The 19,906-nt window shown below is 60.8% G+C and carries 10 protein-coding genes; 5 read left to right on the top strand and 5 right to left on the bottom strand.

Annotated features, from left to right (window positions below):
- Positions 1 to 152: 152 nt before the first annotated feature.
- The 5 genes from HY962_16745 to HY962_16725 form a co-directional block, all read right to left on the bottom strand.
- A complete protein-coding gene (locus tag HY962_16745) occupies positions 153 to 6,542 on the bottom strand; it encodes a T9SS type A sorting domain-containing protein (GenBank protein MBI5648581.1) in 6,390 nt (2,129 codons plus the stop codon).
- Between the two features lie 241 nt (positions 6,543 to 6,783).
- Positions 6,784 to 8,457, bottom strand: coding sequence for a hypothetical protein (locus HY962_16740; protein ID MBI5648580.1), 1,674 nt, complete (start codon positions 8,455 to 8,457; stop codon positions 6,784 to 6,786).
- Between the two features lie 213 nt (positions 8,458 to 8,670).
- Positions 8,671 to 10,557, bottom strand: coding sequence for a S9 family peptidase (locus tag HY962_16735; GenBank protein ID MBI5648579.1), 1,887 nt, complete (start codon positions 10,555 to 10,557; stop codon positions 8,671 to 8,673).
- 138 nt (positions 10,558 to 10,695) lie between these two features.
- Positions 10,696 to 11,721 carry a class 1 fructose-bisphosphatase gene (fbp, locus tag HY962_16730; GenBank protein MBI5648578.1) on the bottom strand — a complete coding sequence of 342 codons (1,026 nt, stop codon included), beginning with the start codon at positions 11,719 to 11,721 and terminating at the stop codon, positions 10,696 to 10,698.
- Between the two features lie 98 nt (positions 11,722 to 11,819).
- Positions 11,820 to 15,095, bottom strand: a complete 3,276-nt coding sequence (locus tag HY962_16725) for a glycosyl hydrolase (GenBank protein MBI5648577.1) — start codon at positions 15,093 to 15,095, stop codon at positions 11,820 to 11,822.
- Between the two features lie 167 nt (positions 15,096 to 15,262).
- Here HY962_16725 and HY962_16720 point away from each other — a divergent pair, with 167 nt between their 5' ends.
- The 5 genes from HY962_16720 (at position 15,263) to HY962_16700 (ending at position 19,813) form a co-directional block, all read left to right on the top strand.
- Entirely contained in the window at positions 15,263 to 15,943 is a 681-nt protein-coding gene (locus HY962_16720; GenBank protein MBI5648576.1) for a class I SAM-dependent methyltransferase, read from the top strand.
- A 275-nt stretch (positions 15,944 to 16,218) separates the two neighbouring features.
- Entirely contained in the window at positions 16,219 to 16,887 is a 669-nt protein-coding gene (locus tag HY962_16715) for a glycine cleavage system protein H (GenBank protein ID MBI5648575.1), read from the top strand.
- 107 nt (positions 16,888 to 16,994) lie between these two features.
- Positions 16,995 to 17,750 (top strand): 4Fe-4S dicluster domain-containing protein, encoded by a 756-nt coding sequence (locus tag HY962_16710; protein MBI5648574.1) that lies wholly within the window; start codon positions 16,995 to 16,997, stop codon positions 17,748 to 17,750.
- Positions 17,751 to 17,758: 8 nt separating this feature from the next.
- On the top strand, positions 17,759 to 18,961 hold the full coding sequence (gene hybB / locus HY962_16705; protein MBI5648573.1) for a Ni/Fe-hydrogenase cytochrome b subunit: 1,203 nt from the start codon (positions 17,759 to 17,761) through the stop codon (positions 18,959 to 18,961).
- 48 nt (positions 18,962 to 19,009) lie between these two features.
- Positions 19,010 to 19,813: a hypothetical protein gene (locus HY962_16700; protein MBI5648572.1), complete on the top strand. Its 804-nt coding sequence runs from the start codon at positions 19,010 to 19,012 to the stop codon at positions 19,811 to 19,813.
- Positions 19,814 to 19,906: the final 93 nt, after the last annotated feature.

Raw genomic sequence — 19,906 nt, 5'->3', positions numbered from 1 at the left:
CGCATACGCGGCTTGGATCGCCGGAGGAAGCGGATGGTCTGATCGTCCAATCGTCTGATCGTCCAATCGTCTGATCGTCTAATCGTCTGATCGTCCAATCGTCTGATCGTCTAATCATCTGATCGTCCAATCGTCAAGCCGTTCCCCGCGCCTCACTTCGCAACAACCATCCGCATCGTGCGCACACCGCTGCCGCTGCGGAGCACGGCGATGTACTGTCCGGAGGGAAGGGCCTGCGCGTCGAAGAGTACGCGGCGCCGGCCGGGCACAAGCGGCGCGTCGACAAGCACGGCGGTCTCGCGGCCGAGCAGATCGTACACGGCGAGGAACACCGGACCGTTCTCGATGGTCTCGTACTCGATCGTCGTCTGCGCGTTGAATGGATTCGGACTGTTCTGTCCGATAGAAAGCCGCCCGCTGTCCGAGAACAACCGCTCCCCTCCCTCTCTGCACACGAGGAGCCGGAAGCCGCCCGGCTGCACCGTCACGCGGACGTCGGTCGCGCCGAAGTTCATGTCCTCAAGTGTCAGCGGCGTCTGTGACACGGATCCGAGTGTCGCGCGGAACACGAGTGTCGCCACCGGCGGCCACACGGGCCCGGGCGACAGCGGACGGGACGCGGTATCGGCCGTGAACGGGATGAGACGTTCGGCACCGGATAACACACCTGGCGGCGTGGAACCCATCGGTGCGAGCACGCCGGCGTGGTAGCGCAGTGTGGCACGGAACGAGCGCACGTCCGCCGCATCGAGGTGCGTGGAGGCGGCGATCACGACCGGGATCTCGACGCGCTCGCCGGGAGCTGCCTCGAGGAATGGAAGGATGATGTGCGCCGTGGCCACACGCGCCGCGCCGGTGTATTCGATGGGATCCGCCTCGTTCGTGCAGCCGTGAGTGTCGGTGATCGACACGTGATACCAGCCGGGTGAGGCCGCGATGTGTGTGTCGGATGCGGCGCCCGCGATGAGTGTGTCGTTGCGATACCAGCGGTACGCGTATCCCGCCACGGTGGCGAGGGTGTCGCCGCGGAGGGTGACGACGGGTTTTGATGGACGCGGATGCACAAGAAGCGCGTGCGGTGGCGACGAGCCCGTGCAACTGTTCGTGTCGGTGACTGTTACTGTGAACACTCCCGTCTGTGTGACGGCGAGTGTGCGCTGCACGCCGAGCATGGTCCCCATTGCGTCACGCCAGGTGTACACACCTGCGAACACACCGGCATCGAGCACCGCCGTGTCGCCCGCGCAGATCTCCTGTGGACCCGCGATCGCGGGTGCGGGGAGCACATCCACACGCAGGAGATGCCGCGCCGATCCTGAACACCCGCCCTCGTCGTACACGGTCACTGTGTACACACCCGTTGCCGCGATGCGGATCGACCGTGTGTCTGCGCTGTCGCCGTTCGGCAATCTCCACAGGTAACTCCTGTAGCCCGCGCCCGCATCGAGCAGGGCCGAGTCGCCCGCGCAGATACGTGATCTGCCCGCGATGGAAGGTGTGAGCGAGGATCCCACCGTCAAGTCCAGTGTGTCGCTTGCGCTGCACGCAGCGTTCGTGACAGTGAGCACGACACGACCCGTCCCGGGCGCGTCCCAGCGCACGGTGAACGTGTCCGCATCGGAGGCGGACAGCGTCGTGCCATTCAGCACGCTCCATCGATATGCGACGCCCGTCCCAGGCGGTGTTCCATACCTCTGCACCGTTCCGCTGCACGCGCTCGTAGGTCCCGCGATCGCCGCGACGGGGTGTGCGAGTTCGCTTACTGCGTGCGGCGTGGAGCGGGCTGTACACCCGTTCCCGTCTGTCACGGCGAGTGTGTACAGACCTGGTGTCCGAACGGTGTACGTCGGTGTATTTCCGACAACAGTATCCGATTCATTCCGCCAGACATACTGGATAAATGTTCCCGATGCGGAGAGCAGTACACTGTCGCCCGTGCAGAACGAGGCGGCTCCGACGATCGATACACCGGGCTTCGGATGAACGATGAGTCTGTGCGAGGCATCCCCCTCGCAGGTACCCGCATCACGCACAAACACGCGGTAACGGCCCGCGGTTGTAACGCGGAGTTGTGATCTGGTGCCGACAATGCTGTCCGCCTCGTTACGCCACGTGTAGAACGCGTACCCGTCCCCCGCGTCGAACACCGCCGTGTCGCCCGCGCAGATGGCCGTTGGACCGACGATCACGGGAGTGAGCGAGGTCCCTATGATGATGGGTGCAATCGTGCTGTCCGTGCAGCCCGTTGTTGTGTCCGTACACGTGAGCACGAGGCGGCCGTTCCCCGCGACGGACCAGCGCACGTCCACCGTGTCCGCATTCTCGCCGGTGAGCAGCGTCCCGTTCTCGATGCGCCAGAGTACGCGCAATCCCCGCACCTCGCGCAGCCAGTGCCTGCCAACTGTGCCCGCGCACACACTCGCCGGACCGCCGATCGCAACACGTGGCAGCGGATTCACTGTCACCTGCAGCGGCAGCGAGGCCCCCTCGCAGCCGAACGTGTCCCAGCCCCGCGCCCAGTACGTGCCCGTGCTGCGGACGACGAGGTATCGTGTACTATCGCCCGTGTTCCAGCGCACACGCGCGGGCGCGCCCTCCACGCGCAACACCACGCTGTCGCCCGCGCAGAAACGCAACGGGCCCAGAGCAGTGATGTTCACGGCGATCGCCTTCACCTCCACCGTGAGCGGATCCGACCGCGCCGTGCAGCCCGACGTATCCGTGGCAAGCACATGATACATGCCCGCACGGCGGATCACGACGCGACGGCCCCGCTGTCCGTCGCTCCACTCATAACGCACAAAGCCCGCATCCGCCTCCAGAGTCACGCTGTCGCCCAGACAGAAACGCAGCGCACCCAGCGCGCGGATCCCCACCGGCGGCGCCGCACGCTTCTGCACACGCAGTGTGTCGCGCCCCGTGCAACCGTTCGCGTCCGTCACCTCCAGCACATAGATCCCCGCCGTTGACGGACGGGCCGTGGTCGTGCGCGCGTACTCGTCTGTCACATTCTCACCGATCCACCGGTAGCCGTACGGCGGTGTGCCGTCACGTGCATCACCCGTAAGCAGCACCTCCGACTCGCCGCAGATCGTCGTGTCGGTTGGCGCCTGTGCATTGGGTGGATCGACAACCGTGATGCGCACCGAGTCCTCGCCCGCGCAGCCGTCCGACGTCTCCACACGCACGCGGTACATGCCGGGGGTGCGGACAACGATCTCGTCCGTCGTCGCCCCTGTGTTCCATGCAACACGCGCGTAGCCCCGCTGCACCTTCAGCCGCAGTTCGCTGCCGCGGCAGATGTGTTTCGGATCCGCCTCGATCGCGGGTGGAACGAATGCATCCACTTGCACCGGCAGCGTTGCCGTCGACGTGCAGCCGCTCGAGTCCACACGGCATGTCACCTGCACCATGCGCATCCCCGGCAACGTCCACTGCACCACCGCGCTGTCGCCCTGTGCCTGCAGCACCGCCCCGCCCGTGGCCGTCCACACGAGCGACGTCCCGGCGGGTTTCGTCACTCGGTACGACCACACAGTGTACTGACAGGCACGCCCGCGCCCCGCCACCGACAACACCGGCAACGGATACACGACAACGCGCACGGGTGCCGACGTGTCCGAACACCCCGCGGCATTCCGCACCACAAGGCGATAGAGTCCCGGCTTGCTCACCCGGAGCACACGTGTTGTTTCGCCGGTGGACCACTCAAATGTGTACCCTGTGCTGTCGGGTCCTGACAGAACGACGCTGTCCCCTTCACAGACTCCTTGCACATCCCACGGTGTGATAGTCGCGAGCGGACGCGGTGAAGCGACTACCTCCGTCCACGGCGACCAGGCACGGCAGCCGCCTGTGTTCGTCACCACCACGCGATACTTTCCCGTGCGTGTGACGAGTAGCGATGGACCCACGCCCTCCATACCGCGTGTCTGCTCTTCCCACACGTACGTGCAATTCATCGCACTGTCAGCACGTAATATCAAGCTCTGCCCTTCGCAGATCGACACGGTGCCCGCAGGTGCAACAATGGCAACAGGGAGCGGAACAATACGGAAGGCCCTCGTCTCGGTTCCTGCGAGTCTGGGATTCGTCGACACGACACGGATGCGGTACGCACTACCACCCGGAGTGCCGACGGGAATCACCGCAATGATGGAATCCTGCATCCATGATTTCACCGAACCGATGATGACTGGCGCACCGAAGTTCCCGGTCGAATCCGACAACTGCGCATGGAACATATTGTGATCACCATACACGCCGGCGAGGTCGTAGTGCACGATGAGAGTATCCCCCTCACAATACGTAGGCGCACCGTCTCTGGTCACAATGCGATTCTTCCCTCCAAGAAATTTCGCAAGACAGCCGTCGCTGGATCCGCCGCCAAATGCGCCTTGATGCGGGTTGCCGTAGGCGATGAGCGTCTGGCTGTTTGTGGTCCCGCAGACGTACACATTACCCCGGAGATCGACACACCCGTTCGAGGCACCCCACATTTCCGGCCATGTCTGTGAGCCGCCGTAAAAGGTACACCAGCGCAGATCCGTCCCCTCTCCCTCCACACGCCCGACAAATAGTCCATCTGTGGCGAGGGTGGACTGATGCACATTGTTGAAGTTCGCCAGACTCGAAGTGGCCGTGGCCTGACCGAAGATCATGATGGCGCCTTCTGCGTCGACATCGAGTCCGGTGATGCTTTCCCACCCTGCGCTCCCGATGTAGGTACCCCAGTGTCGATGCCCTGCGCTGTCGAAGGCGGCGAGAAATCCATCGGCGCTCCCGCCTTGATGCGTCTCCTGAAATACGCCGGTTGTGGTCATACCGGAGGTGCTCGTTGTTTTTCCTCCGATGATGATCCGGTTGCCGCCTGTGTACCGGATGCCACTGGCTATATCGGATTCGAGCCCGGATCCGCCGTAATATGTTGCCCAGTCGATTGTCCCGTTGTACGCGACACACGCCAGGAACATGTCCCAGTCGCCTTGCTGCGTTGTGAGAAAGGCGCCCGGTGTTGCGAGCCCCGTGGTGCTCCGGGTGGAACCGGCGACAAAAATGCGCGCACCGTCTGTTGTGATGCCGTGGCATTGATCCTCATCGGGACCGCCGATGTAGCGCCCCCAAAGCAAAGCACCGCTGGCGTTGAAAACCGCCACAGCGCCGTCGGTGCCTCCCGAATAGCCACCCCAGCTCCCACCGATTTCTATGCCCGAGCCGCTGTTTGTTCTGGCGGAGACAAGCACCCGCCCGCCGCCTCCCGGCGATACGGCTCTCGGGCTCTCGGCCCCGGGGCCTCCGTAATAGGTCGCCCACAGGCGCACACCGGCAGCACTAAACCGAAGGAGCAGTATGTCGGCGATCCCCCCCAGTGTTGTCTGATGTACACCACTCGTCGCCATGCCCGCACTCGTTGTGGAGCCAGCGGCCATGATGCCACTTCCATCGCAGGACACACTGACAAGATTATCGGATGCTGCGCCACCGACGTAGGTACTCCAAAGTCGATTCCCGGCACTGTCGAACTTTGCCATAAAACCGTCCCAGGCACCGGCGTGAACTGCCTGAAATGTGCCCGGTGTACTGATGGCCGCGAGACTTGTTGTTTCGCCAACTACAACCACGTTGTCATCGGCATCGGTATCAACCGCGCACGCTCGATCAATCAGATCACCACCGTAATAGGTCGCCCAGATAACACGCGGATCAACGGTGAGTTTGCGTTCAGCATCGTAGTCCCCGCAGTCGAGATGTATGTCCATTCCAACCACACGAGATGAAACCTGCACGGGCCGTCGTCCCGTCGGTGTGTCCTGCCAGGCAACGGGCGGTGCCTCCGACAGTTCGCCGAGTGTGCTGATCACACGCAGTCCCCCATCCGGCTCCTGCTGCAGCCGGTCCGCTCCAGACCAGAATACACGGATGTCGCCGACTGACGCGCCTGGATGCACAACCCAGTGGTATTTTATCCCGCGCGGCTCCGCGCGCAGGACGAGATCGATGCCGCGGTACACGTTCTCGTACACGACACCCGCGAAGGTGCGCACGGTCTCCGCGTCCGGTCCGGCACCCACGGTGTAATAGTGGAGCAGGTAGTCCTTTTCTTCAATCCCTCGCACACGAACGGAGGGCGATGGATCGCGGAAGCGCATGTCCACGCGTTGGTACGCGGTTATCACCGGGTGAGAATCACGGTCACTCATGGCTCTGCCCGTGGCTTCGCTGACAGGTGCATCAGGATTTTCCACGCGCGCGAACACATACTCGAAGCCGCCGCGCGTCAGGTACAAAGAAGCACCGCCGTCACGCTGGGCGAAGAGCACATCGCGGCGCGTCTTTCCGTGTTCGTCCATGATCTGACCGCGGTTCTCCTCGAAGTACGGGTCCGGACTCGTGCGGCGAAGCAGCACATCCTGTCCGGCGGCAGCGCCGGGGAACATCATCCAGGTTACAATGGCAATCAGCGCTGCGTGAGTGCTGTTTTTACCTGTGCAGTACAGCCTGCGTGCGTGTGAGATGGTACCAACAGATCCCGTCAATGCCATACGAAATCCTGGAGGAGCGAAATGTTTCGGTGGAGAAATATACGGATTTCAGTCGGAACAGATCGGGAATAAATCCACAAGACCTTGACACTCGTGGTCATTGCTCCTTATGCCAATATTGACTGGCAAATCACCACGCCGCCAATCCCTGCTCCCGCTGTCCCGCTCTCCCACTCTCCCGCTGTCCCCCTCTACCCGTCTCCCACTCTTCCCCTCTACCCCACTCCCCACTCCCTACTCCCTACTCTCCCTCCCGCCATCCCACACGCACACCGAAAGAAAGTGCGTGATACGCGCCGAGGCGCAGTGGTTCGCCGTGTTCGATTTTTCCGGGCACGAGTGTCCAGCGCACGTGGGGAGTGAGCACAAGGTGTCCCGCCGCGGGCCAGTCGACACCGGCCTCCACGGCGAAGGCGGGATGCAGCGCCTTCCGCATAGCGAGCATGCGCAGCCGGTTCGAGGTGCCATGCTGGTCGTAGACGATGCCGGCCCCCGCGCCGATGAAGAGCGCGCGGAACTGCTCGAGCGGATGCAGCCGATACGACGAAAGCACGGTCCAGCCGCGATGCCGGTACGTGTCGTACACGACGGGCGGATCTGTCTCGTTCATCGGAAACATTACGTCGACGTCGCCGCGTGTGTGCTGCAGCGTCAAGGCCACGGCGCTGTGTGGCGACAGCGCAAAGGAGGCGTCGCCTTCCAGGTCGAGCGCGTCGCGATACACGATGCCCTCAGCGGGCGCGGCCCATCCGCTATAGGAGCGGAAACCGGCGCCGAGGGATAGTGTGATGTGCTCGAGCGCCACGGCGGGAGCAGCGGCGATCGTGGCGGCACCCGGCGCCCACGGCACCGACACCGTCGCCTCGAACATGTCGTTCGGCAGCGTGGGCGGTTCTATCCCCGAGTAATTGTATATCGGCAATCGATGCCAGCTTGTCGCCACACCCACTTCCACGCTGTATCCGTCTTTTTCTACTGAAGTGGTGTACGACGCTGTGAACTGGTTGCGAAAATTGAGGGTGGGATATTCCGGTCCCACACTCGCATTGCCGACGGCCACGCCTGTTGCGAACGTCCACCCGTTTCCGAGCGCGAGTGGCCGCCACAGGAATCCGATTCCGAGATGCAACACCATGTCGCGCGGCACCGCATTCCAGTCGCTGAACAGCGCCTCCCAGGAGGGACGTGCACGATATTCGTGCCCCCGCTTGATGAGTCCCTTCGACACTTCCACTGTAAGCGGAAGCGACACGGTGCCATCGTCGACAAGCTCCGCGTCCAGACCCAAACGCAGCGAGGTCGGCGCGGGGTCCGCTTGCGCCTCGTCGATGTACACGATTTCCGGACCCATTTCCAGGATCGCCAGACCGGCCCGCAGCCGTCTGTCGAGGATGTCGGGATTGTACTGCACCCCAATGCTCATTCCGATGTGATGAGCAGTGCTGTGCAGGCCACTTTCCTGTCGATCAGCTTCTATGGTGTTTTCCAACACGCGGAAGGCCGCGCCTATCGCCACGTCTTCGCCGAGAGATGTGCCGAATCCGAGGGCGACGCCGATAATCCGTGAGTCGGCATACAGGCCGAGGTTCCCATCGCTGCCGAAATACACTTCTCCAAAGTTGTCGTCAAGTACCTCCAATCCTATAACACCCCCAAGCAGCGGCATGGGAGTCACCACCGAAGCTGTGCGGAGCACGATCGGATCGCAGCACGAGTATGTCGGCGCGCGGAACAGCGTCGCAGTGGTCCGTGTCGCGTGCGCAAACGCCGCGGGATTGTACGAGAAGCCCACCACGGGTGTCGCGCGCGCGACGCCCGACAGTCCCATGCCTGTGGACCACACCCCGCGCGGCCCGCGCAACGCCTGGTCGAAGAAACTGTCCTGCGCCCGCACCGCGCCTGCACACAGCAGCATGACACCCACACACACTCCGCACCACACAGCACGACCACGCATGGACACCCCCGCGAAAGAACTATTCACGATTTCATTATCCGAATATACGTTCCCATCTCCCGTCCGGGCAATGCACACCCTCATCCATGCACACACAATCCCCCGTAAAAAAACCATGCCGCCCTCTCGGACGGCATGGCCTCACAGAACCTACTATCTACCATCTACTAGCTACTTCACCATCAGATGTTTATCGAGGAATTTCTCCATGGCATCGTAGAACTCAAAACGATTCTCCTCGTTGCGGAACCCGTGCCCTTCGTTGTCCTTCACGATATACTGCACGTCCACGCCCTTTTTCTTCAGCGCGTTCACGATCTGATTCGATTCCTCCACGTTGACGCGGGGATCCTTGGCGCCCTGTGCGACGAGCAGCGGCGTCTTGATCTTGTCGACGAGGAATACCGGCGACACTTCCGCGAGCATGAGACTGTCGGCCTTCGGATCGCCCACCATCTCGTAGAACATCTTGCGGTACGGCTCCCAGTATGGCGGAATAGTGTTCATGAACGTGAACATGTTCGACACGCCCACGTAATCGATGGCCGCGGCGTAGAGATCGGGCGTAATGGTGATGCCCGCGAGTGTGGCGTAGCCGCCGTAGCTGCCGCCGTAGATGGCGATGCGTTTCGGATCGGCGATGCCTTCGTCGGTCAGCCATTTCACGCCATCGCTGATGTCGTCCTGCATCGTGCGGCCCCACTGCTTGAACGACTTCATCCAGAAGTCCTTGCCGTAGCCGGTGGATCCGCGGAAGTTCATCTGCAGCACTGCATAGCCGCGGTTCGCGAGGAACTGCACCTCGGGACGGAAGCCCCACACGTCGCGCGCCCACGGACCGCCGTGCGGATTCACCACGACCGGGAGATTCTTTCCGTCGGATCCCTTCGGCAGCGTGAGGTACCCGTGTATGGTGAGACCGTCGCGCGAGGTGTATTTGATGGGCTTCATTTCGGCCATCTGCGAGGCGTCGAGCCAGGGCGCACGATCAGAGAGCTTCGTGAGTGTCTTCGCCGTGGCATCGTACAGATAGAAGGCGCCGAGCGAACGGTCGCTGACGGTGCGCACGGTGTACTTCGTCTCGGCCTTGTCGTTCGAAATCAGATACACGAGCATATCGGGCGCTTCCTTCGCGATGGCATCGTACACGTCCTGCGTGTGCGCGTCAAGGATCTTCCGCTCCGATTTCCAAGTGGTGTAGGTGATCTCGGTTAGCACCTTGCGCAGACGCGAGAACCCCAGGCCCTCGGCGTCGTACTCGGGATTCTCGTACAGCACGCGGATCTCCTTGTTCGCCGCGAGATCGTACTCGACGATCGCCACTTTGTCTCTGTTCAGATTCGAGGCGGCGTAGATGTTCTTGTTGTCGAAGGTGAAGAACATCGGCGTGAAGGATTCCTTGAAATTGGTCGTGAGCACGGTCTTGAACGGACCCGTCGCGCCATCGCGGTACAATAGACTGCTGTTGACGCCGTCGGTGGCAATGGCCACACGCAGCGCGCCTGTGTGATCGGTCACCCACTGCGTGACCGAGCCCGGGTTCTCCTGCACCAGAGTGATCTCACCCGTCGCGGTGTTGACACGATACGCGTCGAATATCTGGGGATTCCGCTTGTTCATCGAGATGAGCATGTCGGTGGCGTGGTCCTCGAGCGCGTCGATCACTTCGACACGCACACCGGGGAACGGTGTGAGGTCCTTGGTCTCGGTACCCTCGCGGTCCACTGCAAAGAGGTGGAAGTTTTCATCGCCACCAAAATCCTTCACGTAGCAGAGGCGGTCGTCGCCCTTCCAGAAGTAGCTCGAGATGTCGCGATCGGTGACGGACGTGACGCGCTTCGCGTCCTTCGATCCCACCGCCTGCACAAACAGGTTCATGCGCGCTTCGTACGGCGCGGTGAAGGCGAGCCAGCCGCCGCCGGGCGAGACCTGGTAATACGATTTTTCAGGATTCTTGAAGAAGTCCCTCATCGGGATAATCGCGGCCTTCTCCTCTTTTTTCGCGCAGCCGGCGACGAGGATCAGCAGCAGCACAACAACGGTGGCTCTCGTTCTCATGGATTCATCCTTGAAGTTGTTCAGGCGGGGTGAGGAATCGACAAGATACGGATGAACACCGTCGAAAGTTGCGAAAAAAGGAAAAGCGGGTCCGGCATTGCCAAACCCGCTTCAAATACAGGGATACGAACGGATGTTTTACCGCGCCGCCTCGCCGCGCAGCATTTTTTCGTACAATTCCACTTCCGTGGTGTTGCCGATGATCAGCGGGACGCGCTGATGCAACTCCTCGGGTTCGATCTGCAGTATGCGCTTCTCGCCCGTTGTGGCTGCGCCGCCGGCCTGTTCGTAAATCATGGCCATGGGTGCGGCCTCATACAGCAGGCGAAGCTTGCCCTTGCGTGTATCGGCGTCGGCTGGATACATAAAAATGCCGCCGTACAGGAGATTGCGATGCAGATCGGCGACCATCGAGCCGATGTAACGCGACGTCGTCTTGGCGTAACGGCCTTCGCGGCTGTAGCGCACATGGTCGGCGAATTTTTTTGTGGGTTCGTCCCAATTGTGATAGTTGCTGTCGTTCGCCGAGAAACATTTGCAGACGTCCGGTATACGAATGTCCTCGTGCGACAGCACATACTCGCCGATCACCTGGTCCAGTGTGAAGCCGTGCACGCCGTGGCCCGTGGTGTACACGAACATGGTGCTTGGACCATAGATGATGTAGCCGGCGGCAACCTGGCTGTGGCCGGGCTGCAGATAGTCTTCGAGCATGGGTTCACCGTCGATGCTCATGCGGCGGTGTATCGAGAAGATGGTACCGACCGACACATTGGCGTCGATGTTCGAGGATCCGTCGAGGGGATCGAACATCACGATGTACCGGCTCTCGTGATGCGGCCGCGGAGGCAGATGCATTACATCGTCCTCCTCCTCCGAAGCCATGCCCGAGACGGAGTCCATCCATCGGAACGTATCCTTCAGCACTTCGTTGGCGATGACATCGAGCTTCTGCTGCTGTTCGCCCTGCACGTTCACGCTGCCATGCGCGCCCAGCACACCCATCAGTCCTGCACGCTGCGCCTTCGACACGATCACCTTCGACGCGAGGCCGATGCGCCGTAGCAGATTCGAGAACACGCCGCGGCTCTGCGGGTGTAGCGACTGCTCCTTGGCGATGTAACTCTCGAGTGTCTCGAAATCCTTCCATTGTGCTTCGGGCATGCTGTCGCTCCTGCTTCTGGTGTGATAGGGGCCGCGCGTGCGGCCATCTCGAATTGCGTTATGAAATGTACGAAATCGATGAATGAGTACGGCGCGTATCAGCGTTTTGGAATCGCTTCGACGTCGGGCATGCGGCCGGGTGTCCACGGCGCGTCGATGGTATCGAGCTGCCTCTCGAGCGTGGGCAGATCGCGGTCGGCCAGCCGCCGTAGCGTCTCCATGACGGTGCGCAGCTCGGCGCTCACGTGACGGTATTCCTGCTGGTTCAATCCCGTTGGCGCAGAGGTGGACGACCACTGGCTGTACACCATGTTCTGCAGGCGGCCGACGATGGATGGTGCTTCTATCACGTTGCGGCGCGACTTCGCCGGATCACCGTTCAACGCGCGGCGCAGCACACGCAGCGTGCTGTCCATTGCTCCGTGCTGCGCGCGCATCGCGGCGTCGGCGCGGGTCGCCGTTTCAAGCGCACCCTTGATGTAACCGAGGCGTGTCGCCAGCTCTCCGGCGTAGCGGTCGGCGGCGAGCACAATGGCCTGCAGTGTGGCCACGTCCTTCTGGAACGACACAAGCGCGGCCCTGTCGGAGGCGGGGAGCGTGGTGTTGTTGAGTACGCGGGCGGTGAATCGGACGGGTCCCGCAAGCGGCGTCTCGAGACCGTTGTGCAGCAGCGACAGCGAGACCGCATACTCGCCGGGCGTGACAAACATGCCCGATCCCCTGTTGGCGGACGAGACGTCGCGAACGGGACTGATATCCGGATAACGCAAATCCCAACTGATACGCTGTATGCCTTTTGATGCGGCGGTCGAGAGACGACGTACGGGCGCACCCGCGGCGTCGGTGATGGTGAAGATGAACTGCGCGGGTTTTTCCTCGTCCTCTGCGCGCAACTCGTCGATGCTTGGATACCGCGGGGCGACGTTCTTCTTTGCCGCCTCCTTCTCCGCCTCCTTTCGCAGTTGTTTGCGTGTCTTCGGGACGTCCTTCACGTAATACGTGAACACCGCGCCGAAATCCGGATTGGGCGCGGTGAAAAACGTTTCGCCCTGATAGCCCTTGTACCGTGCCGTGCTCGGAATGTACATCAGCGCATCACGCACAGGGAAGATCACCGCGGCTGAGCCGAGCTGTTCCGCCGTGGCCGTGCGCAGCGCGGAGTAGTCGTCGAGCACATAGAAGCCGCGTCCGAACGATGCGAGCACGAGATCGTTCTCCCGCTTCTGCACCGCGATGTCGCGTATCGCGATGGGCGGCATTCCACCCTTCAACTGTATCCACTTCGCGCCGCCGTCGTTCGAGAAGAAGATGCCGAACTCGGTGCCTGCAAAGAGCAGGTTGGGATTGACGTGATCCTCGGCAAGGGTGTAGACAGCGCCGTTGGCGGGGAGATTCGAGGTGATGGACTTCCATGTCCTGCCCTCGTCGCTGCTGCTGTACACGTAGGGCGCGAAGTCGGCCATCTTGTGATTGTCGAACGATACGTACAGGCGGCCCGCGGTATGTTGCGACACGAGCACACACGAGACGTACGCGAGGTCGGGCACGCCCGTCACGCTCTCGACACGCCTCCAGGTAGCGCCACCGTCGGGGCTCATCTGGATCAGTCCGTCGTCCGTTCCCACAAACAGCAGGCCCTCCTTCAGTGGCGATTCCGCAAAGGAAACGATGTTGCCGTAGAAGGATGTGGACGCATTTTTGGCGACGGCTTCCGGCGGCCAGACGCGGCCCATCACGGGGAGTGAATCGCGATTTAAACGCCGCGAGAGATCCGGACTGACCGCACGCCACGACGCGCCGCGGTCGTCGCTGCGGAACACACGGTTCGCGCAGAAGTACAACCGGGAGGGATTGTGCGGACTGATAAGCAGCGGCGAATCCCAGTTCCACCGATACGGCTCTTCACCCGGCGCCGGCTGCGGCTGTATGTCGAGACGCTCGCCGCTGCGCTTGTCGAAACGGACGAGTCCGCCATACTGCGACTGCGCGTACACGATGTCGGGATTAGTGGGATCGATCTGTGATTCAAAACCGTCGCCGCCATTGGTGAGGAACCAGTCCTCGCTCATGATTCCGTCGGATTTGTTTGTCCGTGACGCGCCGCCGAGACTGAAGTTGTCCTGCGTGCCGCCGTATATGTTATAGAACGGTTCGGCATTGTCCACCGCCACGCGATAGAACTGCGTCACGGGAAGATTCGGTGCATACTTCCACGTCGCACCGCGATCGAAACTTTCGTAGATGCCGCCGTCGCCGCCCACGAGGTAATACGCGGGATCACGTGGATCGATCCACATGGCATGATCGTCGACATGCCTGTGGCGGTTCCCGAGTGCGCGCCAGTTCTTGCCGCCGTCGTCGGTGACCATGAGAATCGTGTGCAGGTAATACACGCGGTCCGCATCCTTCGGATCACACACGAGCTCCTGATAATACTGCGCGGCATCCGACACGAAGTCGTTGCGTTTCTCCCAGGTCATGCCCCTGTTAGTGCTGCGGAAGAAACCGCCCTTGCCTTCAGACGCCTCGATGGTTGCATAGACGATATCGGGATTGACCGGAGAGATCGCGAGTCCGATCCTGCCCTTGTCGCCGTCGGGAAGGCCGCTGCGCAGCGTGTCCCAGCTTGCGCCTGCGTCGGTGCTGCGGTAGATGTTGGCTTCGGGACCGCCGTTGATAAGCGTCCACACATGCCTGCGGCGCTGATAGGAGGCGGCATACAGCACCTTCGAATCGCGGGGATCCATGACAAGATCCGTCATGCCCGTGTTCTCGCTGATGGTGAGCACGGCGTTCCACGTCTTGCCGCCGTCCGTTGTTTTGTAGAGGCCGCGGTCTCCGCCCGGCCCCCACAGCGGACCTTGCGCCGCGACGTAGACCACAAGGGAATTTGTCGGATCGATGACAATCTTTCCGATGTGTTCCGATTTTTTCAGACCCATACATTTCCATGTATTGCCGCCATCGTCGGAGCGATACACACCGTCGCCGTAGGAGACACTTCGCTGGCTGTTGTTTTCACCCGTGCCCGCCCACACTGTGTGCGGGTTGTTCGGATCGATGGCGAGACAGCCGATCGAGAACGACATCTGTCCGTCAAACACCGGTTCGTAGCTCGTGCCGGCGTTTGTGGTGCGCCAGATGCCGCCGCATGCGACAGCCACAAAGTAGCGCGCGCGGTTGCCCGGATCCACGGCAAAGTCGACGATACGCCCCGAGGTCAGAGCGGGTCCGATGCCCCGGAACTTCAATCCCGTGAAGGTACCCTGCGAGAAGGGATCATCGGATTTTTTCTTCTCGTCACCCTTCTGCGCAAACGAGGCGGCGGCGAGAGCGAGCGTTATACAGCACGCAAGAATGATGCGGTCGAACATGGTTCTCATGGGAAACCCCGGGGAATGAGACAGGCGGGAGTATCGGAATGGCGTGCGCGGACGGCAGCACGGATCGGCCTAATACCGGCGTGCACCGCGAAGTGTTACAAAATCCCACTTCACACGTTTGGAAACAACCGGCTTTCCACTCACTTTTCGCGCGACGAATGAACAGCGGCGGCAAAGATACCGACAGACTTCGCGAGCAGTACGACGATTTCTATAACACGTCGGAATTCGCCTATTATCCCCGAGCAGTTTCAATGGGGGCGGTTCGCTCCATCATGGGTATCTGCGGTTTGAAAGCCGGTGCGCGGGTTCTCGATGTAGGCTGCGGCACAGGGTATTACTCCGGCCTGTTTCACGAGGCGGGCTGCACGGTGACGGGAATCGACATCAGTGCACGTGCAATCGCAATCGCGGAGCAACGCTTCCCGCAGGTCGGCTTCATCGCCGCCGATGCGCTGTCGTTTGAAACAAACGAGAGATTCGACTGCATCTTCTCGCTGGGCATGAGTGTGATGAATACACGTGATATTGAAAACGTGCGAGACTATATACGCCGAATGGTGTTGCTCCTCGCTCCGGGTGGTGTCGTCGCTTTCGTCGGCGACAGCGATCTTTCCGGCGGGCACTCGCGAACGGACTCCTGGGTCTATCATTCCTGGGCTGATATTCTGGCCATGCAGCCCGATGGCACGTGTTCGGTAGAGGGACCCTACCTCACACATTTCCGGCTCATGGCATTATTCCCTCGCTTAGCTCTGACGCGACCACTCACCACCGTGCTTCGTCTGCTGCCCGTTCGCTTCCCCCGGAAGTTCCTCTATCTCTTCAGATCCGCCTGACGTACTGATGAATATCACAACGGTGCCGTTGATAATTTCAACGGCACCGTTTTTTGTATATGTGAATATTTTCATTCGGTTTATAAATCCCCTTTGGATTCCCGATGAATTATCCAACAGTCGCTGAATTGTCAACGGTCGGGATGTAAGAAAAAAGTGTTGAAAAATGCGGAAAAAGAGACAAACGAGTCTGGTGCGCTTATTGCGGATGATTTCAACAGTTATCTGATGAGAAATTCACCACACGCACTTACACACCCTCTAGGAGCACAGTCATGGTAGCATTATTCGTCATCCTGTTTGTCGTCACCCTGTTGACGATCGATCTGGTAATTCAGATCCGCCACAAGAAGTATCCGCTGATGTCGCCCGTCCTGAAGGCGCAGGGAGCGGCGTCGGATGTGGTCCGTATGCCCAAGGGTATATTTTTCCATCCTGCGCACACGTGGGCGCGCATGAGCGGCGGCGACGATGTGGTTGTTGGTGTTGATGATTTTATTCAGAAGGCGCTCGGCACAATCGAGAACGTTACACTGCCATTCATCGGCCAGAAGGTGAATCAGGGAGATCCCGTGATCACACTGTCCCGCGGCGGACGTGCTTTGTCTCTTGTCGCCCCGGTTTCGGGCACCGTGATCGCGATCAACCGCGATGTGATCGACAACCCTGCGCTCATCGACGCGAATCCATATGATGAGGGCTGGTTGTTTTCGGTGGCGCCGGATCAGCTCGCGGCAAACCTCTCCGTGATGTCGATCGCCGAGAGTGCTGTGACGTGGATCAGGAATGAGGCGGCGCGTTTCCGCGAATTCCTCCATGCGAAGGCGATGCAGCCGGCGTTTGCAGGCGAGACCATGCTCGACGGCGGCGTCGCGGTTGCCGGTTCGCTCGAACATCTCGACACTGAAGCTCTGCACACCTTCGAACAGGAATTTCTCCGCTGAGGAAATGATGGAGGCCCCGGCTCAGCGGCCGCGGGACTCTTCCCTGTCCGCAATTCCCCTGACCACACGACGACTGATACCACCCACACAATTTCAAGGATAGTACAATGTCCTATGCCCTTCTCATCGACATCACCCAGTGCGTGGGCTGCGGCGAATGCCGTACAGCCTGCCAGAAATCGCACGGGTTCCCCGAGATCGAGGCGCGCAATCTGAACGAAAAGAATTTCACGACGCTCGAACAATACGGCGATACCTGGGTCCGCCGCATGTGCCGCCACTGCAACGAGCCCGCCTGCGGCTCGGTGTGCCCCGTCGGTGCGCTCGAAAAGACCAAGGCCGGCCCGGTGAACTACGACGCTTCGAAGTGCCTCGGCTGCCGCTATTGTATGCTCGCCTGTCCGTTCGACATTCCGAAGTACGAGTGGAGCAGCAACAATCCCCGCGTGCGTAAATGCACCATGTGTTACGACGAACGCACGTCGAAGGGACAGCCGACGGCCTGCAGCGAGGCGTGTCCCGCAGGCGCGACGCTGTTCGGGAAACGCGACGAATTGCTCGCCGAGGCGCACCGCCGCATCAGCGAGAATCCGGACAACTACGTCCATCGTATCTATGGCGAAAAGGAAATTGGCGGCATGTCCGTTCTCTTCCTCTCGAGCGTGCCTTTCGAGAAACTGGGATTCAAAACCGAAATCGGATCCGAAGCGCTTCCGCAGAAAACGTGGAATGTGCTTTCCAAACTGCCCGACGTTGTTGTGACGGCGGGAGCGGCCTTCTCCGCGATCTACTGGATCACGCATCGTCGCGAAGAAGTGAAGCGGTTCGAAGAATCCCAACGCAATAACAACAGCACGAAGTGAGGTCGTCCATGATATCCCTGAAAAAACACTTGTCCTTCTGGAAGATCCTCGGCGCATTTTTTGTGCTCGGCGGACTCGTCTCGGCCGTCATGCGTTTTGCCTTCGGGCTCGGCAAGGCCACCAATCTCTCCGATGCCGCACCGTGGGGCATCTGGATCGGTTTCGATGTTGTCACCGGAGTGGGTCTGGCCGCCGGCGGATTCACTCTGTGCGGTATTGTGTACGTGTTCAATCTGAAACGCTTCAAGGCCATCGTCCGTCCGACGGTACTGACGGCCTTCCTCGGTTATCTGCTCGTGATCGTGGGTCTCATGTTCGACCTCGGACGTCCCTGGTCGATCTGGCATGCGATCATCATGTGGAATCCTCATTCGGTCATGTTCGAAGTGGCCTGGTGTGTGATGCTCTACACCACGGTGCTTGCCCTCGAATTCAGTCCGGTGGTGCTCGAGCGCTTCAAGATGACACGCCTGCTCAAGATCATGAAGGCCATCACGATACCGCTTGTTGTCGCGGGCATCCTCCTGTCGATGCTGCACCAGTCCTCGCTTGGCAGTCTCTATCTCATCATCCCCGAGAAAATGCATCCCTTCTGGTACTCGCCGATGCTGCCGGTGTTTTTCTTCGTGTCGGCCGTCACCGTGGGCCTGGCGATGACCATTGTCGAGTCGTACCTCAGCGCGCGTGTCTTTAACAAGGCGCTCGAGACGCCATTGCTGCGAGACCTTGCCCGCGCAATGATCGGTGTCGCCACTGTGTACGTAACCATGCGTTTGATCGACATGGTGCACGGCAACAAGTTCGCGCTTCTCGACGGCTCGCTGCAAACAATCATGCTGCTCGTGGAACTCGCCCTGTTCTTCGTCCTGCCGATCGTGCTCTTCAACATCCGTGGCTTCGGGCAGACGCGTCTCGGCCTGTCGCTCTGCGCCATGTCGGTGGTGCTGGGTTTTGTCACCAACCGCCTCAACGTAGCGCTCACTTCGATTGAACCGTATTACGGTGGCGTGTATTTCCCCTCCGTCGGCGAGATTTTTGTGTCGCTTGCAGTGGTGACAGTCGGTTTCTGGGTGTTCGGCTTCGCGGTCAAACATCTCCCGATCTTCGCCGATATCTCGCACGAGGAGAAACACCAGACCGTGCGCCTCTCGGCCGCCCGTCCGGTGAAAGGCGAAGCACCGAAAGGTACGGTCGAAGTGTCCGTTTCCTGACCGCTATTATTCACCACGCTTGGATTCACACGACTCACGGGAGTAGACATGAGCGGCTCCAGGAATACCGAGGGCAAATGCGTTTGGATGGACGCGGGCATACTCACCTACAAGCTCTGCGACCGCGCATTTGACTGCGACCGATGTCCGCTGGATCACGTGCTCCGTAAGGACGACAAGCAGGGACCCGCGGCGGCCGACGCGGAAGTGGATATGCCGCTGCAGGTGCCCCTGCCTGTCCCCTGCGACGAAACAATTGTGCGGCTGCTCCGCGGCTTCACCGCCTCGCATCTGCACGAGGGATTGGCGTACTCGACGGACCATACCTGGGCGCGTTTCCACGACGTCAAACTCGCGTACCTGGGCATCACCCATCCCTTCTCTCTGTTGCTCCCGCCATCCGCCCGCATCGTGTTTCCCGCGATGAGCGAATCCGTGGAACGCGGCAGGCCGATCGCGTGGATCTACACACACACGAATGTGCTGCCCGTGTTGTCGCCGCTCACGGGAACACTGGTCCGGCAGAACAGGCAGCTCTGTGAGGATCCCGTGTTCCTGCGCACCAACACCTATGATCTCGGCTGGCTGGCTTGTATCGTTCCGTCCAAACACGACGCGGAGCGGCCGGCGATGCTACCTCCGGCCCGCGCGCGTATCGCGGAGGAGGCCGTGCTCTCGACGTTTATGCGCCGCGCAGCACGCCGTCTCGAAACGCATCTCGCCCCCGGAGGCATCTGCCTCAACGACGGCGGCGAGACAGTGTCGGCGCTCGACGAGGCCTTCGGAGAGGCCGCGTACATGGAACTTGTCCGCGGCGTGTTGTATCCGCGCTCGGCCGACGCCGAGGTGTAGGCCGCGAGGTCTCAGTAATGATCGGATACGGGCCTTCGGGCCCGTTTCCATTCGCGTCCGCCGTTGTGGACATGCGCGAGATTTGGTAGCTTG

This window comes from Ignavibacteriota bacterium (genome assembly GCA_016218045.1).
GTDB lineage: Bacteria > Bacteroidota > Ignavibacteria > SZUA-365 > SZUA-365 > JACRFB01.
The sequence above is the reverse complement of the archived record's forward strand: the minus strand, read 5'-3'. Positions and strand labels throughout refer to the sequence as shown.

Bases quoted from the DNA above. Each gene is read 5' to 3' on its own strand.
- hybB (MBI5648573.1), top strand. From the start codon at position 17,759: ATGATATCCCTGAAAAAACACTTGTCCTTCTGGAAGATCCTCGGCGCA.
- HY962_16700 (MBI5648572.1), top strand. From the start codon at position 19,010: ATGAGCGGCTCCAGGAATACCGAGGGCAAATGCGTTTGGATGGACGCG.
- HY962_16740 (MBI5648580.1), bottom strand. From the start codon at position 8,457: ATGCTGCTGTGTGCAGGCGCGGTGCGGGCGCAGGACAGTTTCTTCGAC.
- fbp (MBI5648578.1), bottom strand. From the start codon at position 11,721: ATGCCCGAAGCACAATGGAAGGATTTCGAGACACTCGAGAGTTACATC.
- HY962_16725 (MBI5648577.1), bottom strand. From the start codon at position 15,095: ATGTTCGACCGCATCATTCTTGCGTGCTGTATAACGCTCGCTCTCGCC.
- HY962_16710 (MBI5648574.1), top strand. From the start codon at position 16,995: ATGTCCTATGCCCTTCTCATCGACATCACCCAGTGCGTGGGCTGCGGC.
- HY962_16745 (MBI5648581.1), bottom strand. From the start codon at position 6,542: ATGGCATTGACGGGATCTGTTGGTACCATCTCACACGCACGCAGGCTG.
- HY962_16715 (MBI5648575.1), top strand. From the start codon at position 16,219: ATGGTAGCATTATTCGTCATCCTGTTTGTCGTCACCCTGTTGACGATC.
- HY962_16735 (MBI5648579.1), bottom strand. From the start codon at position 10,557: ATGAGAACGAGAGCCACCGTTGTTGTGCTGCTGCTGATCCTCGTCGCC.
- HY962_16720 (MBI5648576.1), top strand. From the start codon at position 15,263: ATGAACAGCGGCGGCAAAGATACCGACAGACTTCGCGAGCAGTACGAC.